Source organism: Streptomyces sp. NBC_00659 (genome assembly GCF_036226925.1).
Lineage (GTDB): Bacteria > Actinomycetota > Actinomycetes > Streptomycetales > Streptomycetaceae > Streptomyces.
Window position 1 is genome coordinate 3,197,189 of sequence record NZ_CP109031.1, and the last position, 23,909, is coordinate 3,221,097.

Sequence of the window (23,909 nt, forward strand, 5' to 3'; positions counted from 1 at the left end):
AATGGACTCATGACCGAGCGCAAGCCACCCGGTGTCAGCTTCGAGTCCTGGGTCGACCGACAGATCCGCCAGGCGGAGGCCCGCGGCGAATTCACGGAACTCCCCGGCGCGGGCAAGCCGCTGCCGGAGGTCACCGACACCCCGTACGACGAACTCTGGTGGATCAAGCGGAAGATGGCCCGCGAGGGTCTGTCGGTCCTGCCTCCCACACTGGCCCTGCGCAAGGAGGCGGAGGACGTGCTGGCGGCGATTCCCGCGCTTCCTTCGGAGCGGGCGGTACGGCGGGCGGTCGAGGACATCAACGCCAAGATCCGCGAGGTCATGTTCAAGCCGCCGCCCGGGCCTCCGCTCGGGCTCAAGCCGTACGACGTGGAGAAGATCGTCGGGGAGTGGCGCACGGCCCGCGAGAGCCCGGCCCCCGGCGGCCCGGGGCCCGACGGCCCGGGGCCCGACGGCCCGGGGCCCGACGGCCCGGGGCCCGACGGCCCGGGGCCCGACGGCCCGGGGCCCGACGAGCGGTGAGATACCGGCTCCGCGTGAGCCGGGGCGGACGGCGGAACGCCGGAGGCGGTCCGGCCGGAACCGTCGGCACCGTCGGCACGAGGAACCCCGCGGCCGCCCCCGGACGCGACCGAACGGCGGGACGAACCTGAGCCCGACGGGCCGACGGGCCGACGGGGAGCCTGCGTCTGGCGCGGTGAGGCGGCGCGAAGGGCGTGAGGCCGCGTCCCGGGGCATGGTCCGGGACGCGGCCTCACTTCACCGGGGAGGGTGTCGGAGCGGGATCAGAGCCGCAGGAGCCGCTCGGTCATCTCGCGGTAGTCCCGCAGGGCGAGCCGGAGCCGCTCGGTGTCGGGATCCGTCGTCTTGCCCTCGCCGCCGGACTGCCAGGACGTACGCAGGGCGCGCCGCCGCCGGGTCACGGCTTCCGTGAACCGGCCCGCGAGTTCCTCCAGCACGTGGTCGGCCTCCTCGACGGAAGCCTGCGGCCCGTCGATGAACCCGCCGACCGCGTGCCGCATCCGCAACGAGAACTTGTCGTGCTCGTCCAGCGGCAGCATCCGCTCGTCCCGCCCGGCGGAGTCGTCCGCACGGTCCGGGGTGTCCGCCGAGCCGCCCCTGAGGGCTCCCCCGGCGTCACGGGGCACGGGGCGCGGCCCGGGGCCTTCGGGGGCCCCGGACGCGCGGGATGCGGGGCCGGCGCCCGTACGCCCCGCACGGCCGTCGCCCGGAGCCTCTCGCTCGTCGATGTCGGCGCCCGTCGTCGCGCGGGCCGTCCCACCGGTCCCGGCCGGACGGACTGCCCGGTCGTCACGGTCGGCGGCACGGCCGCCGTTCCTGTCCGGGGCGCCGTTCCTGTCCGGGGCACCGTTCCTGTCGGGGGTGCCCGGAGCGGTCTCGGTGGGCGCGGGCTCCACCTGGCCCTTCAGTGCCTCGCGGCGCGACACGTCCTCGGCCTCTCCGCGGTTCTCGTCCGCCCGGTCGTCCGAGGAACGCCCGGCGGGTACCGGGGTCACACGGCCCTTCATGGCAGCGGCCTCGCGGGACGGGGTCCGCTCGGGATCCTGTTCTGGCTTCATGGTGCTCACCTTCTTCAACTCCCCTTCGCCTGACGCCTGGTGAAGGACCAGGGAAGGTGGGAGCGAGTGTCGGGGGTGGAGGTCCTGGTGCTGTTCTCACTGCTCGCGCCGCTCTCGGCGCTCTCCGTGTGCCCGGTGCTCTCGGCGCGCCCGGTGCGCTCCGTCGGCTCCGTCGGCTCGGTGTGCCCGGCGCTCGCCGGCGTCGGCTCGGGCTCGGCGCGCCGGGCGTCCTTGGTCAGGGCGAACCGCTTGCTGCGCTCCGGACGGGCGGCCTGGGGCTCGCTCACGTCGTCCGTGTCGCGCGCCCGGCCGGGCGAGGTGTCCTCGCGGGTCGGGGTCAGCAGGTCGTCGAAGAGGTCGCGGGCCTCCAGCATGGCCTCGCGCAGCTTCTCGGTGTCGACGCCGCCGTTCCCGTTGCCGTTCCCGCCGGTGCGGGCCAGTGCGGCCCGGTGCACGCGGCGGTAGCCGTGGACGTGGTGTCCGTGGTGGACGGAGAGCGCGGACACCTGCTCCTCGTAACGGTCCCCGTCGGGGAATCCACGTGCTCCGGCCAGCTCGCCGAGCAGCCGGTCGGCCTCGGTCACCGCCTCCCGGGGCGAGTCGACGAAGCGTTCCTGGGCGGCCGTCCAGCCTGCCGCGTACCGTTCCCTGGCCGCGGGTTCCAGCGGCCGCGCCCGCAGTGCGCCGTGCCGCTTCACCCGCTCGTTGAGGTCGCGTTCGGCGGCCTGGGTGTCGCCGTCGTGCCGGGCGACGGTCCGGTCGTACTCCGGTCCGAAGCGTCGCCGCAGGGAGCGCCCGCCCGGCGGCCTTCGGGCGCGGAGGATGAGGGCGGCCGCGACAACGGCAACGGCCGCCACGATGATCAGAGCGATGATCACGCCTGTGGACATGGGTGCCTTCCCGGGTTCTCGACCCAACGGGCCGGTTCCTGGACCGGGTTGCCCGGAACCCGCTCCTCAAACGGCCCCCGTGCCGTCGCGAGCCGTCAACGCCCCTTCCTCGTCGCACTGTTCGGCCGAGCTCGTTATCCGGTTGCGCGCCGGGGGCGGCGCCCACCGACAATGGCGCCCATGACCCGATCACCTTCCGGCACACAGGACTCCTGGAGCGTGGCCCCGGAACCCTTCGACTCCCCTGCCGCCCAAGCCCTGTGGCGGGCGTACTACACGGAGCTCAGCGACCGGTGGTACCAGGTGCACGAAGGGCGCACGACGGATCCCGACGAACTGGAGCGGGAGATCGCCGCGCAGACGGGCACCGAGTTCACCTTGCCGGCGGGGGTGCTGCTGGTCGCCCGCCACGACGGTGAGCCCGGCGGCACGGCGGGGGTGCGGATGCTCGACGCCACGACGGGCGAGCTGAAACGGGTCTTCGTCCGCGCGGACCTGCGCGGCAAGGGCGCGGCCCCGCTCCTGCTGGCGGCCGCCGAGACGGCCGCCCGTGACCTGGGCGCCCGGCGGCTCGTCCTCGACACCCGCTCCGACCTCGTCGAGGCGCGGGCCCTGTACGCCCGGCACGGGTACCAGGAGACCCCGGCGCACAACGACGAGACCTACGCCGAACACTGGTTCCGGAAGGACCTGGCCGGCTGACGCTCAGCCCATTTCTCCCTGGGGCCGGCCGAGCAGCATGCGCTCGTGGGGCCGCTCCGCGTCGGAGCCGCACATCTCGTCGTTCAGCTCCGCGACCAGCTGGGTGAGGTCGGTCGGGCGGTCCGGCCCCCACCAGTCGCCGAGGAGTTCGGCGAGGGACTCCTCGCGGGCCCGTGACAGGTTCCCGGCGGCGACGCGGCCCTCGTCGGTCAGGACCAGGTCCAGGCCCTCGCGGCGGACGAGCCGGCGTTCCTCGATCTGGCGGGCGGCGGCCAGGACGACGTCCAGGGGCACGGCACTGTGCTCGGCCAGCAGAGCGGGTTCGGCCCACCCGTACTTCTTGATCCGCAGCAGCAGCCAGCTCGCCGCCGGCAGCAGGTCGTAGCCCGTGCGCGCGGTGATCTTCTCGTAGATCTCGCGGCGCCCCTCCCGGGTGCCGAGCACGGACAGCGCCCGGCACACCTCGTCGTACGACGACCGCTCGACCGGGTTGCTGGCGAGTGTCTCCGTGACGTCGGGGGCCGTGACGGAGCCGCGCAGCTTGTCCTCGCGCAGGAACCAGGCCAGCACGAAACCGAGCAGGGCGACCGGGGCGGCGTACAGGAAGACATCGGTGATCGATGTCGCGAACGCGTGCAGGACGGACGGCCGCAGGTCGGCCGGGAGCTGGGTGATCCCCTTCGGGTCGGCCTTCAGTGAGTCCGTGGTGATGCCGGGTGGAAGCCGCTGCCCGTCCAGCGCCTTCGTCAGGTTGTCGCCGAGGCGGCCCGCGAAGACCGTGCCGAAGATCGCGACGCCGAACGAGGCCCCGATGGACCGGAAGAAGGTCGCCCCGGAGGTGGCGACGCCCAGATCCTCGTACGACACCGCGTTCTGCACGATGAGGACCAGCACCTGCATGACCAGGCCGAGGCCCAGGCCGAACACGAAGAAGTACACGCTCATCTCGCCCGTGCCGCTGGTCTCGTCGAGCTGGTGCAGCAGGAGCAGACCGAGGGCGGTGACGCCGGTACCGGCGACCGGGAACACCTTCCAGCGGCCGGTACGGCTGACGATCTGACCGGAGACCGTGGAGGACAGCAGCAGCCCGAACACCATCGGCAGCATGTGCACGCCGGACATCGTGGGCGAGACGCCCTGCACGACCTGGAGGAACGTCGGCAGATAGGTCATCGCGCCGAACATCGCGAACCCCACGATGAAGCTGATGATCGCGGACAGCGTGAACGTGTGGACCCGGAACAGCTTCAGCGGCAGAACGGGTTCTGCCGCGCGCCGCTCCACCGCGACGAAGGCGACGGCGAGGACCACACCGAGGATCACGAGCCCGACGACCTGCGGCGAGCCCCAGTCCCAGGTGGTGCCGCCCAGCGAGGCCACCAGGACCAGGCAGGTGGCGACCGCGGCGATCAGGAACGTACCGGCGTAGTCGATGACGTGCCGTGCCGACTTCCTCGGGATGTGCAGGACCGCGGCGATCACCGCGAGCGCCACGACACCGACGGGCAGGTTGATGTAGAAGACCCAGCGCCAGCTCAGGTGTTCCGTGAACAGCCCGCCGAGCAGCGGCCCCAGCACACTCGTCGCGCCGAACACCGCTCCGAACAGTCCCTGGTACTTGCCGCGTTCACGCGGTGGGACGAGGTCACCGACGATGGCCATCGACAGCACCATCAGCCCGCCGCCGCCGAGTCCCTGCAACGCGCGGAAGCCGATCAGCTCGCCCATGTTCTGCGACATGCCGCACAGCGCCGACCCGATCAGGAAGATCACGATCGCCGCCTGGAAGAGCTTCTTGCGGCCGTACTGGTCCCCGAGCTTGCCCCACAGCGGGGTCGCCGCCGTCGACGCGAGCAGGTACGCCGTGACCACCCAGGACAGGTGCTCCAGGCCGCCGAGGTCGCTCACGATGGTCGGCAGCGCGGTGGACACGATCGTCTGGTCCAGCGCGGCGAGCAGCATGCCGAGCAGCAGGGCGCCGATGGACACGAAGACGCTGCCGTGCACCGAGTCCCGGGCGTCGGTCGCCGCCGCGGTGCGGCGGCGCACCGCCGACTCGCTCACCTCGACCGAGTCGTGCAGTCCGGGCGGCTCGCCCGTGCCGCCGCCGGCCGGCGCCTCCACCCCTTCCGGCCCCTGGCCGGACGGTGCGTCGGAACCCTGCGCGTCCCCGGTCATGCGGCCTCCCTGAGCACCGAGGGTCCCGGTCACCCTCCATCCTGATCGGTGTGTCCGGTTATGGCCTGTCGAGACAACCAGAATCCACGATTCAGGGGGGCTGCTTGAAGGTTGTATGAAGGTCGTCCGGATAATCACTGGAGTTTTCAGGGGGGAGGGACCCACTCGTGACTGAACCGACCGGGCATGTCTGCCCCGAGTGCGCCGCACACCGGGCGCAGGACGGCACCCCGTCCTGCGCCTGCACCCGCAGGGCGTCCGACGCCCTGCGCGACGAGCGCTCGGCGCAGGCCGCGGCAGCGGAGGACTTCAACCCGCTGCGCATACGGCCCTACGTAGAACTGGGCCCGGAGTACCCCGGGCCCACCGGAGGGGGCTGGGAGCCGGCCGAGGGCGCCGGCGCCCCGGGTCCGGCCGGCGCGGCCATGGGCCCCTGGCAGGCCGCCCCGACGGCTGGAGAGCCCTGGATGTCCGCCGAAGCGGGCACCTGGGCGTCGGAGGGCACCTCGGCGCCCGTGAGCGCCTATGGGGCATCTCCGGGCGGCGGGGGCTGGGCGGCCGATGCCATGCCGGTGAACGGTGACGACCCGCGCTTCCACGGCGGCGCACCGGCCGGCGGCGCCGAGCCGACGGGCTCCGTGGCCGGCGCCCAGCCGGCCGGCGGGATGCCGATGCCGGCCGCGGGCGGAGAGGACGCGGCCGCTTCGACCATGCAGCTCGCCGTGATCCCGGCCGACGCGACCATGCGGCTGGCCCCGGTACCGGCGGATGCCGCCCCGCGCTCGGCACCGCTGCCGCCCGAGGCGGCCACGCCGTCGGCACCGATGCCGGCGGACGCGACCATGCGGCTGAAGGCGCTCCCCTCGGAGGCACGCGCCACCGACGTCCGCCTCTTCCACGAGAACGCGCGCGCCTCGGGGCCCGGCCAGGAGGCCTCGCCCGCGGGCCGGGCCAGGCGTCGCCGGCGCAGCGGTGTCCTGGCCGTCACCGGAGTCGTGGTGACCGTGGTGGCCGCGGCGGGGGTGGCGAGCGGTCTGCTCTCCTACGACCCTCCCGCGCGGGACGAGGCTCATCCGAAGGACGTCAGGGCGAGCGCCCCGGACGTCCTGTCCGACACGGCCTCCGCGGTGCCGTCGGCGAGCGCGTCCTCGTCGGAGTCCGCCTCGGCGTCCGCGTCGGCCTCACCGAGCACGAGCCCGTCGCCGTCGGCGTCCGAGTCGGACGCGTCGGCGTCACCGTCCTCGTCGGCCACGGCGTCGGCGACATCCGCGCACCCGAGCCCGACAGCGACCGCGACGGGATCCGTGGCGTCCACCGGGAGCGGCGGTTCGAACGAAGTGGCCGGGCCCACCCTGCGGCGCGGCGACAGCGGGTCCGAGGTGACCGAGCTCCAGCTCCGGCTGAGCCGGCTGAGGATGTACATGCGGAAGGCGGACGGCCAGTTCGACCGCCGCCTCGAAGACGCCGTGCGCTGGTACCAGTGGGCACGGGGCATCTCAGGAGACGAACCCGGGGTGTACGGCCCGGCCACCCGGGCGAGCCTGGAGGCGGAGACGTCCCAGCCGTAGCCGTAGCCCGGCGCTGGCGTTTGCGGTGCCGGTTCGGTGGGGGGCGGGGCCGTGCCGGTACATCCGCCCGTCGCCGTTGGATCAGACGTGGGTTTCGTAGGGAGCCGCTGCTCGATCCGAACGTAAGCGACGGGCATGTGATGTACCGGCACGGCCCCTTCCGCCGGATCCCGGCTGCGGGTGTGCGGTGACTTGGGTGCAGTGCCTCACGGCCGTGAAATTCCCGCCCCGGCCGGGGAAAGCTTCAGCCCCTCCGGCGTTTGAGGAGCGGGGTCCGGGGCGGAGCCCCAGGTACGGGACGGGTAGGGGCGGAGGGGGCGAAAACCCTACGCCCAGCCCCACTCCCGTCGCCCCCGGAGGGGATCCGTATCCTCAGCCGGTGCTGAGGACCTCAGCCGATGTGAAGGCGGACGGTGCCGTCTCCGACGACCTCGACCCGCACCTCGGTCAGATCACGCACGAGCACATCCGGCCCATGGAACCCGGCCCGGGGACCGACACCCACGACCCGCATCCCGGCGGCCCGCCCCGCGGCGATCCCCGCTCCGGAGTCCTCGAAGACGACACAGTCCTCGGGCGCGATCCCCAGCTCGGCCGCCCCCTTCAGGAAGCCTTCGGGATCGGGCTTGCTGGCACCGACGGACTCGGCGGTGACACGGACATCGGGAAGTCCGAGCCCGGCCGCGGCCATCCGCCCGCCGGACAGCGCCACATCCGCCGAGGTGACGAGCGCGTGCGGCACTCCGGCCAGGGAGGCGAGGAACTCCTGCGCACCCGGGATCGCGACGACGCCCTCCATGTCGGCGGTCTCCTCGGCCAGCATCCGCGCGTTGTCCGCGTGGTTCTGCTCCATGGGACGGTCCGGCAACAGCACCGCCATCGAGGCGTACCCCTGCCTGCCGTGAACGACCTTCATGACCTCGTCCCCGTCCAGCCCGTGCCGGTCGGCCCAGCCGCGCCAGCAGCGCTCGACGACGACGTCCGAGTTGACGAGGGTGCCGTCCATGTCGAGCAGGAGGGCGCGAGCGGTCAGAACTGTGGTGGCCGTGGTCATCGGCAGGCTCCAAAACGCAGACAGGGGGACAAAAGCACCCCCGGGAAACAAGGCGGCCCCGCCCGCCGGTCAGGGAGATGCGGACGGGAACCACTTTGTTCCTACAAGATACAAAACAACTCCCCCCAGCGCCACCGCCCCCACCCCAGACACCGGCCCCACCTCCCTCCCGGGGGCGACGAGAGCAGGTCCGGGGGCAACGGAAGCTGGTCCGGGGCGCAGGGTTTTCACCCCTCCGCCCCTACCCGTCCCGTACCTGAGGCTCCGCCCCAGCCCCCGCTCCTCGAACGCCGGAGGGGCTGAAACGTCCCCGGCCGGGGCTGAAATCCGGACCGGCCACCACAACGCACCCGCAGTCGGCCACGCACGGAAGGGGCCGTGCCGGTACATCGATGCCCGTCGCCACCGACGGCCACGCCTCATCCAACGGCGACGGGCTGATGCACCGGCACGGCCCCGACCCACAACGCACCCGGCACCGACACCCACAGACGCCGACGCCGACGCCGACGCAGCGAACCCTCAGGCAGCCACAGCCTCGTACAAGCTCCAAGCCCCCAGCCCCAGCATCAGCACAGCCGCCACCTTGGTGATCAACGACAGCGGCACCCGCTTCATCAGCGCCTTGCCGCCCACGATCCCCAGCCCCGCGACGGCCCACAGCCCCAGCACCGCGCCGAGCCCCACCGACAGCGGGTCGTCGTACCGCGCGGCGAGGTTCGCCGTCATGATCTGCGTGAGGTCGCCGAACTCGGCGACGAGGATGAGCATGAAGCCCGCCCCGGACACCTTCCAGAAGCTCTGGTTCGCCGGCTTGCGGACCTCTTCCTCGTCCTCGTCCTTCTTCATCAGCAGCACCGCGGCGCCGCCGAGGAAGAGCACACCGGTGACGGCGTGCACGATCTGCTGCGGCAGCAGCGTCAGCACACTGCCCGCCGCGACGGCGAGCGTCACATGGACGGCGAACGCGGCGGCGACACCGACGAAGACGTACGAGGCGCGGTAGCGCGTGCCGAGGACAAGGCCGGCGAGCGCGGTCTTGTCCGGCAGCTCGGCAAGGAAGACGACACCGAAAACGAGCGCCATCACGCTGAAGCTGATCAAAATCCCTCAATCGGTCGGGCTGCCCCGCCGAGAGTGTTGCGATGACGCGTGCTGTGACTGCGCGACCACTTCGGCACGGCAGCACACAGCAACGCCCGCACCGGGTGGCTCGGGCACAAGCGCCCACGCCGGAAAGGCCCGGCAGGGCAAGTGCACTGCTTGCCGAAGGTCTCGCTGGCCGGTCTCGTGATCGAGGCCTGCCTCCGGGCGCCGGCTCAGACGAGCTGAGCAGTATGTCGACGGTCCGGCGAAGAGCTACTCCCCTTCTGCGCCGTCCATAGTACGCGACCCGCGCGGCGGCCCCACAGGGCCGAAAGCCCCCCGGCCCGGACACCCTCACGCCGGAGAAAGTTCTGTCATGAACCTTGTTATGTCATGCACGCGTCATTATTTTCTAACCGCGCACTTACCTCACGGCAACACGACGCCGCGAGCATTCGTTCGCCCGCACTCCAACACCCCCACACCACAAGGGAGTTCGCATGCCAAAGGTCTACGCGCGTCGACGCCTGAGCATACTCGCAGGCATCACGGGTCTGATAGCCATGGCCAGTGTTTTCACCGGCCCGCCCGCCTCCGCCGCCCTCCCCACCCCGGTCAGCGCGGCCACCGCCCGCACCTACCTCGCGTCCCTCACCGTCGCGACGGAGAGCCGCACCGGCTACGACCGTGATCTGTTCCCCACCTGGATCACCATCAGCGGCACCTGCAACACCCGTGAGTACATCCTCAAGCGCGACGGTTCGAACGTCGTCACCGACTCCGCGTGCGCGTCCACCAGCGGCAGCTGGTACTCCGTGTACGACGGCGCCACCTGGACCGCCGCCTCCGACGTCGACATCGACCACCTCGTACCGCTCGCCGAGGCCTGGGACTCCGGCGCCGGCGCCTGGACCACCGCCCAGCGCCAGGCCTTCGCCAACGACGTGACGCGCCCCCAGCTCATCGCCGTCACGGACAACGTCAACCAGTCCAAGGGCGACCAGGACCCGGCCACGTGGATGCCCTCACGCACCGCGTACGCCTGCACCTACGTCCGCGCCTGGGTCCAGGTGAAGTACTACTACAACCTGAAGGTCGACTCCGCCGAGAAGACCAAGCTGAGCTCGGTCCTGGCCGGCTGCTGACCGCACCCTCGACCCGCACCCTCGGCCCAGAGACCGGCGGCCGTAAGCCGCCAGGGTTCCGGACACCGTCCCCCCACGGTGTTCCCACGGTCTCCGGAACCTCCCCACAGGCCTCCGTCGTTCCGTACCGTACGGGGCGACGGAGGAGGGGGATCACCATGGCCGAGCTGCGTCTGGGACCGCTGCTGAGGTATGTGGACGGCTCGTCGGCGACCTTCTGGGTCGAGGCGAGCCGCCCGTGCACCGCCGAGGTGCGCTGCGCGGACGGCGCCCGCGGACAGGCCCGCACCTTCCAGGTGGCGGGCCATCACTACGCGCTCGTGCCGGTGAGCGGACTGACACCGGGCACGGACACCCCGTACGAGATCCTGCTGGACGGCACGCCCGTGTGGCCGCTGCCCGACTCGCGCTTTCCCCCCTCGGTCGTCCGCACTCCCGAGGGCGACGACGCCGTCGTCCGTGTCACCTTCGGTTCCTGCCGCTGGGCCTCGCCGCCCGCGGACGAGAAGGACCCCGTGGGACCCGACGCCCTGGACACCCTCGCCGCCCGGATCGCCTCGGCTCCGGACGCCGAACGCCCGGACGTGCTCCTGCTGCTGGGCGACCAGGTGTACGCGGACGAGGTCTCCAGGGCGACCCGCGCGTGGATCGCGGCACGAAGAGGTCTGGCGGACCCCCCGGGCCATCAGGTCGCGGACTACGAGGAGTACACCCGCCTCTACTACGAATCCTGGCTCGACCCCGAGATCCGCTGGCTGCTGTCGACCGTGCCGAGCTGCATGATCTTCGACGACCACGACGTCATCGACGACTGGAACACCAGCGAGGCCTGGCTCGCGGAGATCCGGGCGACCCCGTGGTGGCGCGAGCGGGTGCTCAGCGGTCTGATGTCGTACTGGGTCCACCAGCACCTCGGCAACCTCTCCCCCGCCGAGCTCTCCGCGGACCTCCTGTACGCGGCCGTACGCGAGACCCCCGACGGCACGGACGTGCTGCGCGCGTTCGCCGCCCAGGCCGACGCCGACCCGGCCTCGGTGCGCTGGAGCTACCGCCGCGACTTCGGCCGGACCCGTGTCCTGATGCTCGACACCCGCGCGGCCCGCGTCCTGGACGAGAAGCACCGCGCGATGCTCGATCCCGGGGAGGCGGCCTGGCTGCGCGAGCAGGCCCTGGAGGCGCCGGGCTCCCGGGACCATCTGCTGATAGGCACGTCGTTGCCCTGGCTGCTGCCCCCGCTGATCCATCACGTGGAGACGTGGGACGCCGCTCTGTGCCGGGGCGAGCGGGGCGGGCGCTGGGCGCGGTTCGGCGAGCGGCTGCGGCGCGCGGCCGACCTGGAGCACTGGGCGGCGTTCCCGGAGTCGTTCGGGGAGCTGGCGGAGCTGATCGCCGAGGCCGGTTCGGGCGAGCGGGCACCGGCGACCGTGTGCGTGCTGTCGGGAGACGTGCATCACGCCTACGTCGCCCATCCGGTCTGGACGGACCCCGCCGAGCAGCCCTCCTCCCGGGTGCTCCAGCTGACCTGCTCCCCCGTCCACAACTCCATCCCGCTCTCCGTACGGCTCGGCTTCCGCTTCGGCTGGAGCCGCCCGGCCCGACTGCTCGGCACCCTCCTTGCCCGGCACGGCCGTTGCGGGCACCCGCCGGTCGACTGGCTCAAAACCGGTGGCCCTTGGTTCGGCAATCAGCTCATGACCCTTACCCTGCAAGGCCGTTCGGCCTCCCTGCGCCTCGAACAGGCGCGGCCTGTGCGGGGCGGCGGCGCCGAGGGTACGGGCCGAGCGGCCCGGCTGACGACGGTGTCGGAGTCCCGGATCACCCCGGAATAGGTCCATTCCTTGCGGTTGCCGACGCCGTACGGAGTACCGGAGCGTGGGGAGGCGTGAACGTGATGTGACCGACACATGCGTCCCCGGAGGATCTTCCGACCCATCCGCGGCGTACGCTGTATGGCTGTATGGCTGCCATGCCACTCCCCGCGAGTAGCGGCGCGGCCGGGCTTACGGGGGAGTCGGGGGAAGAGTCCGGTGCTGGAGAGTGTGGGGTCGCTGACAAGCAGCCCATGGATCTACGCGGTGATCGCCGTGTCCATCGTTCTTGACGTCTTCCTGCCTGTCCTGCCGAGTGGCGTCCTGGTCATCACGGCGGCGACGGCCGCCGCGGGCTCCGCCACGGCGACCGGCAGCGTCCCCCACGCCGTGCCCGACATCCTGGTGCTCACCCTCTGCGCGGCGACGGCCTCGGTCCTCGGCGACCTGGTGGCGTACCGCCTCGCCTGGCGTGGCGGCGACCGTCTGGATCGCGCCATCGCCCGGTCCCGCCGCCTGACCCGGGCGCAGGAACGTCTCGGCGAGGTCCTGGCGCACGGCGGCGGTGTGCTCGTGGTCGTCGCCCGGTTCGCGCCGGCCGGCCGCTCGGTCGTGTCGCTCGGTGCGGGCGCCGCGCACCGCCGGGTCCGCGACTTCCTGCCCTGGTCGGTCCTCGCCGGCCTGGCGTGGGCCGGTTACAGCGTGGCCCTCGGCTACTTCGGCGGCCAGTGGCTGGGCGCCACCTGGCTCACGACGGCCATCTCGGTGGGGGCGCTGTTCGTCGCGGGGGCGGGCGCGGCCTATGTCGTACGCCGGCCCGCGCTGCGGGAGCAGGAAACCGGCGCCTGAGCCACCGCACAGGCCGGCACCGGCGTTCACGGGTACGGGTACGGGTACGGGTACGGGGGCACCGACCACGGGGTGCGGCCGAAGCCGTGAGCCACGGCCGTGAGCCCGTGGCCCGCGTGCCGCCCTGGGTGCGCGCGCCCGGGGCGGCGGTCGGGTTCCGGGCGGCGGGTGCGTCATCCGGCGCGCTGGGCCGCCGCCCCGCGCACCTCCAGGTGGTCGAGCAACTCGGCCGTGGCCGCCGCGACCGCCTCGACGGCGCGGTCGAAGACCTCACGGTTGTGGGCGGCCGGGGCACGGAACCCGGAGACCTTGCGGACGTACTGGAGAGCGGCGGCGCGGATCTCCTCCTCGGTCGCTTCCTCGGGGATCGCGGGCGGGCGAAGTGTCTTGATGCTGCGGCACATGCGTCCAGTCTTGCGCGTCCGGCGCCGTCCTGGTCACCGCTCGCGCAAGGCGGCCCGCCACGGCCGGGAATACCGCCGCCGGATCCGTGGACCGAGCGGAACACGGCCTCAGTGGAGATCACTTACGTCGGCGGTCCCACCGCCGACATCGCGATCGGTGGCCTGCGGCTTCGGGGACGGGCTGCCCAAGGTGTACATGAGCGGTGACAACGCGTCCCTGGACGCCGTACGGGAGATCGCGGACCAAGAGGGCCCCTTCGATGTGGCCGTGCTGTTCGCGGGCGCGGCGCGCACCCCGCTGGTACCGGCCGCCCCGCTCACCCTGACCAGCGAGGACGCGGCACGGGCGGCGGTGATCCTCGACGCCGTCCGGGTGCTCCCGCTGCACCGGCGCGGCCCGGTTCGCGCAATACCCTGGCGAATGCTTGGAGTTCGGCAAGCTTCTCCGAGGATTGACTCGGATCGCCGCGAGTTGTGACGATCTCCGGGGGCCGTCCGGGTCCCGTGGAGAGAAGCGAGGATCCATGGCGAACGACGCGCTGACGGTGGCGGTGCTGGGTCCGGGAGGGGTCGGCGGGCTGCTCGCGGGACTCCTGTCCCGCGCCGGTCACCGGGTCATCTGCCTCGCCGGTGACGAGACCGTGCGGAAGCTGGCCGCGGACGGCATCGAGGTGCGCAGCGGCCACTTCGGTGATTTCACGGCGCGGGTGGAGGCGGACACCGAACTGCGCGAGCCGGCCGACGTGTGCTTGATCGCCGTCAAGGCGACGGCCCTGGACGCCGCGCTGGAGCGCCTCCCGGCGAAGGCCCTGGGCGAGGAGTGCCTGATCGTCCCGCTCCTGAACGGTGTCGAGCATCCGGCGCTGCTGCGCGAGCGCTACCGCTCCGAGCAGGTGGCCCCCGCGGTGATCCGCGTGGAGTCGACGCGGGTCGCCCCGGGAGTGATCGAGCACGGCAGTCCGTTCGCCGAGCTCGATCTGACCGCCGACACCGCGCCCCGAGCGCGGGTCGAGGCACTCGCCGGGGCGCTGGAGTGGGCCGGAGCGCGGGCCCGGGTCCAGGACGGGGAGTCGGCGACGCTCTGGGCGAAGATGTCGTTCCTCGCGCCGTTCGCGCTGCTGACGACGCGGTACGGGGTGCCGGTGGGCGACGTGCGCACGCTGCACCGCGAGGAGTTGACCGCTCTCGTCGAGGAGACGGCCGCGGTGGGCCGTGCGTGCGGAGCCGCCACCGATCCGGCGACCGCCCTCGCCCGCTACGACGCCTTCCCGGCGGCCACCAAGTCCTCCATGCAGCGGGACCACGAGGCGGGCCGGACACTCGAACTCGACGCGATCGGCGGCGCTTTGCTGCGAGCGGCGGAGCGGACCGGGGTGCCGGTACCGGTGGCGAGCGAACTGGTCGGGCACCTGACGCCGATCGCCGGCACGGGCAACTGACGGCGGTACCGCGGCACTACGGCTGGGCCGAGAGCGAGGGCGCCGTACCGGGAGGGCGGGGGCGGTGCCCGACGGCGTCCGGGTGTCGTGGGGCCGGTGCCGGGGTCAGTCCCCCGCCGCCGTCCCGGCGCCCGAGCAGTGCCGGGCCACCGTGTCGGCGAAGGCGTGCGCCGCGGGTGACAGGGCGTCCCAGCGGCGGACGGCCCAGCCGACCGCGAGAGGTGGCAGGGCCGGTACGGGGAGGAAGCGGAGGCAGGGGTGGCCGGGTCCGGGCAACCCGGGCAGGGCGGGGACGACGGCGTGGCCGAGCCCGAGTTCGGCGAGCAGGATCGCGGTGTCCCAGTCCGCGACACTGGTGTCGGAGGTACCCGTCGGTATCCCCAACTCCCGGTAGGCGGCGTCGAGATGGGCACGGGAGGTGGAGCGCTCGGGCAGCCCCACGATCCGCAGTCCGGCCAGCTCCCGCGCCTCGATCCGTTCCCGCGCCGCGAGTTCGTGGTCGGCGTGCACGGCGAGCACCCAGGGGAGTTCGGCGACGGCCCGCTGCTCGACCCCGCGTACGGGAGGGCCGAGGGTGACCCAGGCGAGGTCGAGCCCGTGGTCGGCGAGCGCGTCGAAACAGCTCCGGCTGGAGTTCTCGGTCTGGAACTCCAGGCTCACCTTGGGGTACCGCCCCCGGAACTCGACCACGGCCTCGGCCATGAAGTGCCGCACGGTGGTGCCGCCGGTGGCGATCCGCACCGTACCGCCGCCCCCGCGCGCCAGCTCGTCGAGCCCGCGCAGCGCGAGGTCGAGCCCGGCGATGCCGTCGGCGGCGGCCCGTTCGAGGAGCCGCCCGGCGCGGGTGGGCACCACGCCCCGGGCCTGCCGCTCGACGAGCCCCAGCCCGACCTCGCGTTCCAGCCGGCGTACGTGCTGGCTCACCGCCGACTGCGTGCAGCCCAGTTCCCGGGCCACCGCGCTCAGGCTCCCGGCCCGGCAGACGGCGACGAACACACGAAGATCATCCAGGGTCACGGCCCCAAGGTACCTGTGGACCGGTGGAGTTGGCCGATCAGGCTCGGGTCTTGTCGAGCAGCTCGACGATCTCCTCGCTCGTGCCGGTCTCGCCGAGGCGGGGGAAGATCCGCTCGACGCTGTTGCGGTGCGTCTCGGGGTCGATGTCGGACATGGCGTCGGTGGCGAGGGTGACGTGGTAGCCGTGTTCGTGGGCGGCGCGCGCCGAGGACTCCACGCCGATGCTGGTGGCGATGCCGGCCAGCACGATCTGGGTGATCCCGCGGCGGCGGAGCTGCAGGTCGAGGTCGGTGCCGTAGAAGGCGCCCCAGTTCCGCTTGGTCACGGTGATGTCCCCGGGGTGCCCGGCCAGGTCGTCGACGATGACGTCCCAGCCCTCGGGGAAGGAGCGGCCGGGGCCCTGGCCGTCGATCCGGCCGTGTACGGCGTCCGCGCCGTCGGCGGCGGCGGTGACCCGGACGAGGACGACCGGGAGGCCGTGGCCGCGGAAGGCGTCCGCGAGCCGGACGGAGCGCTCCACGACGTCGGCGGCGGCGTGCGGGGCGAGGCCCGGGTTGCCGACGATGCCGTGCTGAAGGTCGATGAGGACGAGCGCGGTGCGGGGGTCGAGCGTGGTGACTGCCATGGTCAGGCCTTTCGGGGGGGGGTGAGATCGCGAAGGGATCGGTCGATGAGGGTCACCGCCAGGAGCAGCACCGCTCCGGCGAGCATGAAAAGGGCCAGATGGTGCAGGCCGCCGGTGTCGGCGCCGTGCGTGAAGAAGGCGGCGTCGGCGGCGGAGGCGGCCATCGCGCCCAGGTAGGTGAAGGTGCGCAGCAGTCCGGCCGCGGAGCCCATCCGGGCGGGGTCGGCCTGCCGGTACAGGGCGTTCTGATTGGCCAGGCCATTGAGACCCTGCGGAACGCCCATCAGGGCGCCGACGCCGGCCAGCAGCCAGATCGCACTGGTGGAGTTCATCGTCAGCAGCACCAGGCAGCCCGCGATCTGGACGAGACTGCCGACCACGAGCTTGCCGCGGACGGCTTCCCGCCGTCCGGTGACGCCGGAGACGACGAGTCCGCTCAGCGACAGCGGCAGCAGGACCAGCCCGGCACCGGCAGCGTGCAGCCCGCGCCCCTCCTCCATCCACTGTGTGAACCCGTAGAGGAAGGCGTACGCGGTGGTGTAGCCGAGGAACTGGCGCAGGAAGGTGGCGAGCATCGGTCCGTTGCCGCCGAGCACCCGCAGGTCGATGAACGGGGCCGGAACGCGGAGTTCCCGCCGGGCGAAGGCGGCCCCGGCGACGAGCGCGAGCACCGGCAGGTACCAGTCGGCGGCCCGCGGTCTCATCAGGAACAGCATCAGAGCGACGAGCAGCGCGGTGAACAGGGCCATGCCGACGAGGTCGACACCGCGCGAGGCGGACGCTGGTGACTCCTCCGGTGCTGGCTTCGCGGCTTTCGGCAGCCGCAGGGTTCCGAGGACCAGACAGGCCAGGGACAGGGGCACGTTGACGAGGAAGATGGTGCGCCAGCCGCCCACGCCGATGAGCAGGCCGCCCAGCGTCGGCCCGACCACGGCGACGGTCTGCGCGGAGACGGCGAGCGCGGTCAGCACGCCGGCCGGGCTGCTCTGCCCGGTGCGTTCCGCCTCGCTCCGGGTCAGGTGCATCGCGGCGGGATACGCGGCCGAGGTGCCGAGTCCGAGCAGCACCCGGGCGGCGACCAGCGCGCCGAGATCCGGGGAGAGGGCGCCGAGGAGTCCGGCGACGCCCACCATGGCCGTACCGACGAGGTAGAGGCGGCGGGGCCCGTACAGGTCGACGAGACGCCCGATGACGGGCTGCCCCACCGCGGTGGCGAGATACAGCCCGGAGACCAGCCACGCCGTCTCCGCCGGGGACGCTCCGAGCGCCCTGCCGATCGGCACCAGCGCCACGGCGATCATCGAGGAGTTGACGGGGTTCAGTACGGACCCGAGGACCATCGGGGCGATCAGCCGACGGTCGAAGCGGTCGGGCGGGCGGTGACGTGCGGGGGTGATCCGGTGCTGGAGCCAGTCGCGGAGGGTGGCCATCACGACCGGGTGAGCCGTTCCAGCAGTGCCATGGCCTCGATGACGGTCTGCCGCTCGTCCTCAGTGCAGCGCTCCTCGAAGGCTCGGGCGAGCCACTCCGAACGGGCCTGCCGGGTGCCTTCGACGCGCTCGCGCCCGGCATCCGTGAGCGTCACCAGCTGACGCCGGCCGTCCCCGGGGTCGGGGTTGCGCTGGATGAGTCCGAACTGGTCGAGGGCCGCGAGCGTGGCGGCCATCGACTGCGGGCGCACCCCTTCGGCCGCCGCCAGCGCACTGGCCGTGGCGGCCCCGCTCTTGCTCACCAGGGTGAGCGCGGAGATCTGGGAGGGCGTGAGGTCCTGCGCCTCGGACACCTCGCGGATCCGCCGCCGGAGCAGGCTGAACGCGACCCGAAGATCCTGCGCGGCCCGCGCCGCGGAATCCGAGACGCCCGCTTCGTTCGACCCCTTGCCGCTCACATCCATACCGCCACGGTAGATCGCCCAGCCCAAACTGTCCAGTTCAAACTGTACAGTCCAGCCTGTTCAATTTGTCGCCCCTACGACGGGCGGGATTCACCGTCCGCCACCCCTGCCGCGGGCGAGATTCCCACCCTTACTGGAACAGGCGTTCGGAACACCCGTTCGCGTGAAGTCCCGGAAGGAACTCGCACCTCAAAATCGAACAGGCGTAGCATTGCCGCCGTGGCTGCGACCTATGACTTTCCAAGTGACCTCCTCGCCGGTCAGGAGGAGCTGCACCAGGTCCGGGCCGAGCTGCTGGCCCTGCTGAAACGACTCCCCTGGTCGGTGGAGCCGCTGGACGGCTTCAGTGACACCGGTGGCTGGCGCAAGGTGGAGCGCCCCGCTTCCCCCGGCTGGACCGACGACGAACAGGCCGAGGTGGAAAAGCTCCGGCAGCGCGAGCGCGAGCTCACCGTGTTCGTGTCCGGCCACCGCTTCTGGTCGGAGATCACCCCTCCGGACAAGGTGGACGCCCGGATGCGACTGAAGCACACACGCGACACTCCGCCCTGAGGCGACGCGGGCCGCTTCGTCGCGGGTCCGCGTCCCCTACGAGGGCGCCCCGGCAAGCCGGCCGGCCACGCCGCCGTGATGCGAGCACGTACCTCGCCGGTGCGCGGAATAGCTGTACGTACCGTCGCCGCACAGCTCTTCCTGTCCTCCGCCGTCGGCCGAGGTCTCTGATTCCGTGATGCCGGCGTCCGCCCGACCGTTCGACGCCTTCGAGTCGGCGCCTTGCGACACTGCAGCGGTGCCGACGCTGATCCTGGCGAGGAAGGGGGAACGTGTGCTTCTTATCGGCGTGCTCGCACTGACAGCGGGCGGCGCGCTCCTCGTGGTGGCCGGTGGCTACCGCGGCGCGGACGTATGGGTAGGGGACTGGGCGGACGTGACGTTCTCACCGCGCTACCGGACCCCTTGGGGGACGCCTTGGAAGAGCCTCGGACGCATGAGACTGCAATGCGGGTTCCTGGGAGCCGGGTTGGCGATTCCGGGTCTGGTGACGTTGACCCGCTGAGAGCGCACTGTGCGAGCCGCCTCCCGCCGGCATGCCGGTCACGGTGCTCGGCGCGTGCGCTCCTGAACCTCTTCGGACGCAGGCCGGGCAACGGCAGTTGGGCTCGCTGGGCGTGTGCTCGATGCCGGCCGACGGCTCGCGGCGGACGACCAAGGCCACGACTCCCGGCTTCATGTTCTTTTAGAAACCGGGGAGTTGGCGGAGCAAGCGCCCAGAGGCCGGACCCGGGCTCACGATCTCCGGCACACCGGCAGCACTCTCCCTGCCCCCGGCGGCGCCACCACCCGCGAGCCGATGCACCGCAAGCAGTCGTCAGCGCCGGTCATTCTCGCGTGGCCGTTCCGCACCCCGCGTCGCCGGCTTCCCGCATACGTGTTTCCATCGACTTGCTCCGGTTGTAGGGATCGACCTCAGGGCCGTCTCCTGGGCTCGAAGTCGCGCGCTCCGCCTCGAACTTGGGGGTGAGGTAACCGGTGAAGGTGTCGCAGCCGCCGTTGGTGCTGTCCACCTTGTAGGAGACGAAGGAGAACGTACCCGGCTCGATGACGACCTTCGCCGGGTCGTCCCAACTCATCACGACCTCGCGGCGCACGATCGTGCGCACGACTTCGTCGCTTCCCGCTGCGGCGCGTACGACCGGATATACGTACGTGACATCGGTGGTCACCTCGACCGCACCGCGCTTGCCCTCTCGGTAGGTGATCCGCCCCCGTGTCTTGACCACATCCCCGACAAGCCGGACCTTCGACTTCTCGAACCGGCTGAACAGCAGCAGAGGATCGTTCTCACGGCTCGGCGAACGGAACGCGGTCGCCAGGAAGTCCTGGACATCCCGCTGATGAGGATTGATCAACGCGATCGCCTTCTTCGGCATCTCCCCGCGCAGCACACCAGGATCCAGACTGGACGCGTCGAGGAAGTCCCGGGTCTTTTCGAGTGCCTGTGCGACCTGCCGCTTGTTCATCCAGCCGGTCGCCTGCGCCTCGGGCAGACCGATCCCATCCGTCCCGTCACCCCACCGCACCGCAGGCGACCCCTTGAACGGCTCGTCCAAGGTGGCTTGTTGGGCTACTGCTTCCGTCGGCGGCGGCTGATCCGGGCTCTCCGATTCCGCGGCGAGCGGCGCGCTCTCGCCGCCCCCGCCTCCGAACCATCCCGTGACCCGCCCGGGATCCAGAGCCACGACCAGCAAGGCGGCCGCAGCCAGCAGACCGACGGCGTACCAGCCCTTGCCTCTTTGCCGCCGGGCCGGTTGATGACTCCGCCACGGCTCCGGTCGGGCGGTCTCCTCCAGGCGCCGCGCCACCATACGGGCTCGCGCCGACGGCTCCTTGGGCGCGCCCTTGGTCCCCGCCTCGGCTTCGCGAAGGAAGCGCTCCCACTCTTCGTCCGGTATGGACTCCCCACCCTTGCCCACGACGGGCCCCACCTTTCGCGCGCGCCAGGCCCTCCCCCGGACCGGCAATGTTCAGCGCATCATCACACAGCTCGACTTGAGCCCATGATCGCCACTGGTGGATCTCCGGGGGCTCCTGCCGTTGCACCGAGTTGAGCACCACTTCAGGAGTTCGGTCCATGGCGCTACCGCATGCAGCGGCAAGGGGCGCGGCGGCGTAGCGGACTGCCGGGGACCGCTCATGGCCCACGCGCACGTCGTCTGCCGCCGTTGATGTCAGGCGCGGATGTAGGAACGGATGTCAGGCGCGGATGTCAGGCGGGCCGAGGCACGATGCTCACGGCGCGGTAGTCGTACCCGTCCTGCTTGAAACCGGGGGCTTCCCATGTGAGGTCGATCCGCTGTCCGGGAGACAGCGTGCGGAAGCCGGTCATCTGGATGTCGGAGTAGTGGCCGAAGCAGCCGCCGGGGGTCTCGGGGGAGTCGAGCACGCCCCACCCTTCCTCGTCGTTCCACTCGCGGACAGTCGCAGTCACCATGGGCAGCACCCTATGGGCTCTGTCTGCGCCGGCCCCTACCTGGAGCCTTGGCCTCGAAGCCACCGGGGCCCGCGACCGGTTGAGAGGCTGCTGAACGGCCGGGCGAACGCCGGGGCCTTGACCGACTCGGGCCGACCTGAGGTGTACGTACAACCATGCCCCAGGTGGAGGGTGTTGTGCACACCCGGACTCCAGGAGCGGGGTGCCGACCCACCTGTCGTTCTGAACGTCGCTGAATGAGACGGAAACTGAGACGGCCTGGCACGAGGCCAGATCATCTCCATCTCCGTCTCCATCTGGGCAGCCTTCTGAGCCGTAGCTCCAGCCAGTTCGGTCAGCGCCGGTCAGCGTCGGTCAGCGTCGGTCATTCCGGTCGCTCCGAGGCCTCGGAGGGACGGCAGCGGACAGGGGCGGTCGCGGGGGGTGCGGTATCGCGCTCCCGCGCAGCCCGCTTCGCTGCCGTGTTCCGGGCGTGAGCTTCGCGTCGTAGTCGCCGTTCGTAGTCGGCGATCTGACGAGCCACGGGGACGCCGGTACCAGTTCGGATCAACCGCTCATTGTCGCGATCCACCAAGAAGGGTCCGTTGCCTCCCAATCGAGGGCGCTGTCCGCTCCGACCGTCCCAGACTGCTCCCCAGTAGAAGATCCACCCGAACGGCAAGGCCTCTACGCGCAGGATCTGAAGGTCGTACTCGACGCAGCCTCGCACGCCTTCGATCTCGGCAAGCACCAGTCGGCGCGCGTCCCCCTCGGTCAGCATCGGCCGATGATGACATGGTGCCGCCACGCGCCCGCCCGATTCGGCGATGAGGATTCGGCGGGCCTGTTGGCGTGGCTGTTTTTTGGGTGGCTGCCCGATCCCACTCTCGGCATGTTGACTACGAGCATGCTTGCGCTCTGGCCTGCGGTTGAGTTGCACCGTGCGGGACCGCCCCGACGGCTCGCCGTTGTTGCCGCTGTCCTTGCGCTGGCAACGGTGACACTGCTCGTGGCTGCAGTAGCGAACTGGGCCCTTCCCGCGTCGGCTGACTCAGACGTCGGTATCCTCATCGGCTACGTTGTCGCCGTACCCGTCGGCGCGGCTGTGTTCGCGTGGTTCATCAACAGGGCAAACGTTGCCTGATGCGGCACTAGCTGCTGCTGGCAGCGTTCCGAGCCTGCCTCCTTGATCGGCGGTACCGGTGCCACCTTGGCGCAAGCTCACCGCACACGGCCACCCAGGCGGCGGCGACGGCACACGTACCGATGCCTTCGGGTTCTCCCGTCAGCTTGCTCAACGCCCAGAGGGCCGGCGTCGTAATGAGCCATGCCAGGAGCAGGGGCCTTGCCTTCGGCCACCAGTGCGGATCCTTCACAGGCGGGACGGTATCAAGGGCTCATCCATCCGCCTGATGACGGCAGGAGGTCGGCTCCGAGACCTTGGGAGGGAGCTGCCATGGGGCGAGTGATCATGGACCCTTAAGCTTCCGGCGAGCGTTGCTCACTTCGCGACCGGCGCGCTCACTGGAACCGCGCTCTTGAAATCGGTCAGCGTGAGCGTGCTCTGAAAGCCGGGCTCGGACGCGAAGTGGACGTCCTGACGTACGCGTACGATCCGGCCGTCCTTGTCGATCCATACATCGGCGTTGATCGCGATGGCGGGGCGCAGGTTGCGCCCGCTGATCTTGTCGACCGATTCGATGTCCTTCGGAGTGAGGCGGCCCGACACACGGACGGGTTCGCTCTCCCGGTGCACCGAGCCGCCGTGATCAAGGATGAGATCCACGTACTGAGGAAGTCGGTCCACGGGAATGCCGCCCTTGGCCACCGATGCGGGGAACTCCTGCCACACACCATGGGAGCCAGTGGCCCTCCGGTACACCTTTTGCCGGGTGATCACGACGTCCTCGGTGTACTGCTCGGTCTCGTCTCTCGTGCGCCCAGTGAAGGGCGCGTTGAGGTTGATCCGCCCGACAACACGCTGCAGTCGTCTGGTACCAGACTGCGTGACAGCTTTGAGCGCTGCCGAGTAGGGGGTGTCGTCGGCTGCGGCCAGCCGGTCGTGGACCACCTGCTCGCCGGTTTTCACGCGCGTGGGTGAGTCCGTGGCGCATGCCGAAAGCATCAATCCCGAGAACACCAGAATCAGGGCCATTGTCCGGTTGTGGGTCAAGAGTGAGTCCTTGCAGTACCCGGCCTGGAGAGAGCCATAGCCCAGGCCGCAGGGTGGTTGGTCGACTCATCCTTGCCTGCCGCCGGAACCAGGAAGCATTCGGGTCATCCGGCTGCACGATGCCCGGCACTGCTGCGCGACCCTGCTCACCGCGGCCGGCGTGGCGCCCCGCGTCGTGATGGAAATCCTGGGGCACAGCCAGATCGCCGTCACGATGAACGTCTACGCGCACGTCGTCCAGGACACGCAGCGCGAGTAGTCACGGCACTGATGTCAGATCTGGATGTCAAAGGCCCCCAGCCATGATCGGCTGGGGGCCTTGTTCCTGGTGGGCGCGGACGGTTTCGAACCGCCGACATCCGCCTTGTAAGGGCGGACGTGGCCGGCGGCGGAGTTCCCCAGGTCGTTCCGGCTGTAGCGGCAGCCCGGGGGAACGGTGCATCTCAACTGCGGCAAACCGTTGTTGACCGTGGTTGACCGCAGGATGTGGCACGACTGTGGCACGCGACCTTCTGATCCGTAGCAC

The 23,909-nt window shown here is 71.3% G+C and carries 24 protein-coding genes and 2 pseudogenes; 12 read left to right on the top strand and 14 right to left on the bottom strand.

Annotated elements, in window-relative coordinates; translation table 11 throughout:
• The first annotated feature begins 9 nt into the window (after positions 1-9).
• A complete protein-coding gene (locus OG410_RS13805) occupies positions 10-522 on the top strand; it encodes a J-domain-containing protein (RefSeq protein ID WP_443063746.1) in 513 nt (170 codons plus the stop codon).
• A 263-nt stretch (positions 523-785) separates the two neighbouring features.
• Here the strand turns inward: OG410_RS13805 and OG410_RS42585 are convergent, their stop codons facing one another.
• Entirely contained in the window at positions 786-1,580 is a 795-nt protein-coding gene (locus OG410_RS42585; RefSeq protein WP_443063747.1) for a hypothetical protein, read from the bottom strand.
• A gap of 14 nt (positions 1,581-1,594) precedes the next feature.
• Complete coding sequence (locus OG410_RS13815) at positions 1,595-2,470, bottom strand: hypothetical protein (protein ID WP_443063748.1); 876 nt, start codon at positions 2,468-2,470, stop codon at positions 1,595-1,597.
• 180 nt (positions 2,471-2,650) lie between these two features.
• Here OG410_RS13815 and OG410_RS13820 point away from each other — a divergent pair, with 180 nt between their 5' ends.
• Positions 2,651-3,172: a GNAT family N-acetyltransferase gene (locus OG410_RS13820; RefSeq protein WP_329299409.1), complete on the top strand. Its 522-nt coding sequence runs from the start codon at positions 2,651-2,653 to the stop codon at positions 3,170-3,172.
• Positions 3,173-3,175: 3 nt separating this feature from the next.
• Here the strand turns inward: OG410_RS13820 and OG410_RS13825 are convergent, their stop codons facing one another.
• Positions 3,176-5,134: an MDR family MFS transporter gene (locus OG410_RS13825; protein WP_443063885.1), complete on the bottom strand. Its 1,959-nt coding sequence runs from the start codon at positions 5,132-5,134 to the stop codon at positions 3,176-3,178.
• A gap of 383 nt (positions 5,135-5,517) precedes the next feature.
• Between OG410_RS13825 and OG410_RS13830 the strand changes: the two genes are divergently transcribed.
• On the top strand, positions 5,518-6,918 hold the full coding sequence (locus tag OG410_RS13830) for a peptidoglycan-binding protein (protein WP_329299411.1): 1,401 nt from the start codon (positions 5,518-5,520) through the stop codon (positions 6,916-6,918).
• Between the two features lie 391 nt (positions 6,919-7,309).
• Here the strand turns inward: OG410_RS13830 and OG410_RS13835 are convergent, their stop codons facing one another.
• A complete protein-coding gene (locus OG410_RS13835; RefSeq protein ID WP_329299413.1) occupies positions 7,310-7,972 on the bottom strand; it encodes an HAD-IA family hydrolase in 663 nt (220 codons plus the stop codon).
• Positions 7,973-8,494: 522 nt separating this feature from the next.
• Positions 8,495-9,076: a TMEM165/GDT1 family protein gene (locus OG410_RS13840; protein WP_329299414.1), complete on the bottom strand. Its 582-nt coding sequence runs from the start codon at positions 9,074-9,076 to the stop codon at positions 8,495-8,497.
• A gap of 482 nt (positions 9,077-9,558) precedes the next feature.
• Between OG410_RS13840 and OG410_RS13845 the strand changes: the two genes are divergently transcribed.
• The 3 genes from OG410_RS13845 to OG410_RS13855 all read left to right on the top strand — a co-directional run bounded on the left by OG410_RS13845 (position 9,559) and on the right by OG410_RS13855 (position 12,860).
• Positions 9,559-10,203 (top strand): HNH endonuclease family protein, encoded by a 645-nt coding sequence (locus tag OG410_RS13845; protein WP_329299415.1) that lies wholly within the window; start codon positions 9,559-9,561, stop codon positions 10,201-10,203.
• Between the two features lie 158 nt (positions 10,204-10,361).
• A complete protein-coding gene (locus OG410_RS13850; RefSeq protein WP_329299416.1) occupies positions 10,362-12,032 on the top strand; it encodes an alkaline phosphatase D family protein in 1,671 nt (556 codons plus the stop codon).
• Between the two features lie 198 nt (positions 12,033-12,230).
• The gene (locus tag OG410_RS13855; protein WP_329299417.1) at positions 12,231-12,860 is read left to right on the top strand and encodes a DedA family protein; all 630 of its coding nucleotides are present in this window, start codon (positions 12,231-12,233) and stop codon (positions 12,858-12,860) included.
• Positions 12,861-13,033: 173 nt separating this feature from the next.
• Here OG410_RS13855 and OG410_RS13860 read toward each other — a convergent pair whose 3' ends face one another.
• Positions 13,034-13,264 carry a DUF2277 domain-containing protein gene (locus OG410_RS13860; RefSeq protein ID WP_329299418.1) on the bottom strand — a complete coding sequence of 77 codons (231 nt, stop codon included), beginning with the start codon at positions 13,262-13,264 and terminating at the stop codon, positions 13,034-13,036.
• 172 nt (positions 13,265-13,436) lie between these two features.
• On the opposite strand from OG410_RS13860, the pseudogene OG410_RS13865 reads away from it, so the two are divergent.
• Both OG410_RS13865 and OG410_RS13870 read left to right on the top strand, forming a co-directional pair.
• Positions 13,437-13,652 (top strand): annotated as a pseudogene (locus tag OG410_RS13865) (MBL fold metallo-hydrolase); the annotation flags it as partial.
• Positions 13,653-13,788: 136 nt separating this feature from the next.
• A complete protein-coding gene (locus OG410_RS13870; protein ID WP_329299419.1) occupies positions 13,789-14,703 on the top strand; it encodes a ketopantoate reductase family protein in 915 nt (304 codons plus the stop codon).
• A 105-nt stretch (positions 14,704-14,808) separates the two neighbouring features.
• Here OG410_RS13870 and OG410_RS13875 read toward each other — a convergent pair whose 3' ends face one another.
• From OG410_RS13875 to OG410_RS13890, 4 genes are read right to left on the bottom strand one after another with little or no spacing between them, the layout of a single operon-like run.
• Positions 14,809-15,720 carry a LysR family transcriptional regulator gene (locus OG410_RS13875; RefSeq protein WP_329299420.1) on the bottom strand — a complete coding sequence of 304 codons (912 nt, stop codon included), beginning with the start codon at positions 15,718-15,720 and terminating at the stop codon, positions 14,809-14,811.
• Positions 15,721-15,757: 37 nt separating this feature from the next.
• Complete coding sequence (locus OG410_RS13880) at positions 15,758-16,345, bottom strand: hydrolase (protein WP_329299421.1); 588 nt, start codon at positions 16,343-16,345, stop codon at positions 15,758-15,760.
• A 2-nt stretch (positions 16,346-16,347) separates the two neighbouring features.
• Entirely contained in the window at positions 16,348-17,775 is a 1,428-nt protein-coding gene (locus OG410_RS13885) for an MFS transporter (protein ID WP_329299422.1), read from the bottom strand.
• Complete coding sequence (locus tag OG410_RS13890) at positions 17,775-18,239, bottom strand: MarR family winged helix-turn-helix transcriptional regulator (RefSeq protein WP_326788055.1); 465 nt, start codon at positions 18,237-18,239, stop codon at positions 17,775-17,777. The genes OG410_RS13885 and OG410_RS13890 overlap by 1 nt, the downstream gene beginning before the upstream one ends.
• Before the next feature lie 219 nt (positions 18,240-18,458).
• Between OG410_RS13890 and OG410_RS13895 the strand changes: the two genes are divergently transcribed.
• A complete protein-coding gene (locus OG410_RS13895; protein WP_329299423.1) occupies positions 18,459-18,791 on the top strand; it encodes a hypothetical protein in 333 nt (110 codons plus the stop codon).
• Between the two features lie 36 nt (positions 18,792-18,827).
• Here the strand turns inward: OG410_RS13895 and OG410_RS13900 are convergent, their stop codons facing one another.
• On the bottom strand, positions 18,828-19,022 hold the full coding sequence (locus OG410_RS13900; protein WP_329299424.1) for a DUF3761 domain-containing protein: 195 nt from the start codon (positions 19,020-19,022) through the stop codon (positions 18,828-18,830).
• Between the two features lie 7 nt (positions 19,023-19,029).
• Between OG410_RS13900 and OG410_RS13905 the strand changes: the two genes are divergently transcribed.
• Positions 19,030-19,296 (top strand): hypothetical protein, encoded by a 267-nt coding sequence (locus tag OG410_RS13905; protein ID WP_329299425.1) that lies wholly within the window; start codon positions 19,030-19,032, stop codon positions 19,294-19,296.
• A gap of 322 nt (positions 19,297-19,618) precedes the next feature.
• Here OG410_RS13905 and OG410_RS13910 read toward each other — a convergent pair whose 3' ends face one another.
• Positions 19,619-20,713, bottom strand: a complete 1,095-nt coding sequence (locus OG410_RS13910; protein WP_329299426.1) for a hypothetical protein — start codon at positions 20,711-20,713, stop codon at positions 19,619-19,621.
• A gap of 293 nt (positions 20,714-21,006) precedes the next feature.
• Positions 21,007-21,231 (bottom strand): cold-shock protein, encoded by a 225-nt coding sequence (locus tag OG410_RS13915; RefSeq protein ID WP_329299427.1) that lies wholly within the window; start codon positions 21,229-21,231, stop codon positions 21,007-21,009.
• A gap of 886 nt (positions 21,232-22,117) precedes the next feature.
• Between OG410_RS13915 and OG410_RS13920 the strand changes: the two genes are divergently transcribed.
• Positions 22,118-22,354 (top strand): hypothetical protein, encoded by a 237-nt coding sequence (locus OG410_RS13920; protein ID WP_329299428.1) that lies wholly within the window; start codon positions 22,118-22,120, stop codon positions 22,352-22,354.
• A 357-nt stretch (positions 22,355-22,711) separates the two neighbouring features.
• Here the strand turns inward: OG410_RS13920 and OG410_RS13925 are convergent, their stop codons facing one another.
• Entirely contained in the window at positions 22,712-23,365 is a 654-nt protein-coding gene (locus OG410_RS13925) for a hypothetical protein (protein ID WP_329299429.1), read from the bottom strand.
• Positions 23,366-23,468: 103 nt separating this feature from the next.
• Between OG410_RS13925 and OG410_RS13930 the strand changes: the two are divergent.
• A pseudogene (locus tag OG410_RS13930) lies at positions 23,469-23,642 on the top strand (tyrosine-type recombinase/integrase); the annotation flags it as partial.
• Positions 23,643-23,909 lie beyond the last annotated feature (267 nt).

What these genes read in the sequence shown, in the direction of transcription:
- OG410_RS13870 (WP_329299419.1), top strand. Translation starts at nt 13,789, where the DNA reads ATGGCGAACGACGCGCTGACGGTGGCGGTGCTGGGTCCGGGAGGGGTC.
- OG410_RS13805 (WP_443063746.1), top strand. Translation starts at nt 10, where the DNA reads ATGACCGAGCGCAAGCCACCCGGTGTCAGCTTCGAGTCCTGGGTCGAC.
- OG410_RS13925 (WP_329299429.1), bottom strand. Translation starts at nt 23,365, where the DNA reads ATGGCCCTGATTCTGGTGTTCTCGGGATTGATGCTTTCGGCATGCGCC.
- OG410_RS13820 (WP_329299409.1), top strand. Translation starts at nt 2,651, where the DNA reads ATGACCCGATCACCTTCCGGCACACAGGACTCCTGGAGCGTGGCCCCG.
- OG410_RS13815 (WP_443063748.1), bottom strand. Translation starts at nt 2,470, where the DNA reads ATGTCCACAGGCGTGATCATCGCTCTGATCATCGTGGCGGCCGTTGCC.
- OG410_RS13885 (WP_329299422.1), bottom strand. Translation starts at nt 17,775, where the DNA reads ATGGCCACCCTCCGCGACTGGCTCCAGCACCGGATCACCCCCGCACGT.
- OG410_RS13890 (WP_326788055.1), bottom strand. Translation starts at nt 18,239, where the DNA reads ATGGATGTGAGCGGCAAGGGGTCGAACGAAGCGGGCGTCTCGGATTCC.
- OG410_RS13860 (WP_329299418.1), bottom strand. Translation starts at nt 13,264, where the DNA reads ATGTGCCGCAGCATCAAGACACTTCGCCCGCCCGCGATCCCCGAGGAA.
- OG410_RS13880 (WP_329299421.1), bottom strand. Translation starts at nt 16,345, where the DNA reads ATGGCAGTCACCACGCTCGACCCCCGCACCGCGCTCGTCCTCATCGAC.
- OG410_RS13850 (WP_329299416.1), top strand. Translation starts at nt 10,362, where the DNA reads ATGGCCGAGCTGCGTCTGGGACCGCTGCTGAGGTATGTGGACGGCTCG.
- OG410_RS42585 (WP_443063747.1), bottom strand. Translation starts at nt 1,580, where the DNA reads ATGAAGCCAGAACAGGATCCCGAGCGGACCCCGTCCCGCGAGGCCGCT.
- OG410_RS13915 (WP_329299427.1), bottom strand. Translation starts at nt 21,231, where the DNA reads ATGGTGACTGCGACTGTCCGCGAGTGGAACGACGAGGAAGGGTGGGGC.
- OG410_RS13920 (WP_329299428.1), top strand. Translation starts at nt 22,118, where the DNA reads ATGCTTGCGCTCTGGCCTGCGGTTGAGTTGCACCGTGCGGGACCGCCC.
- OG410_RS13835 (WP_329299413.1), bottom strand. Translation starts at nt 7,972, where the DNA reads ATGACCACGGCCACCACAGTTCTGACCGCTCGCGCCCTCCTGCTCGAC.
- OG410_RS13825 (WP_443063885.1), bottom strand. Translation starts at nt 5,134, where the DNA reads ATGCTGCTCGCCGCGCTGGACCAGACGATCGTGTCCACCGCGCTGCCG.
- OG410_RS13845 (WP_329299415.1), top strand. Translation starts at nt 9,559, where the DNA reads ATGCCAAAGGTCTACGCGCGTCGACGCCTGAGCATACTCGCAGGCATC.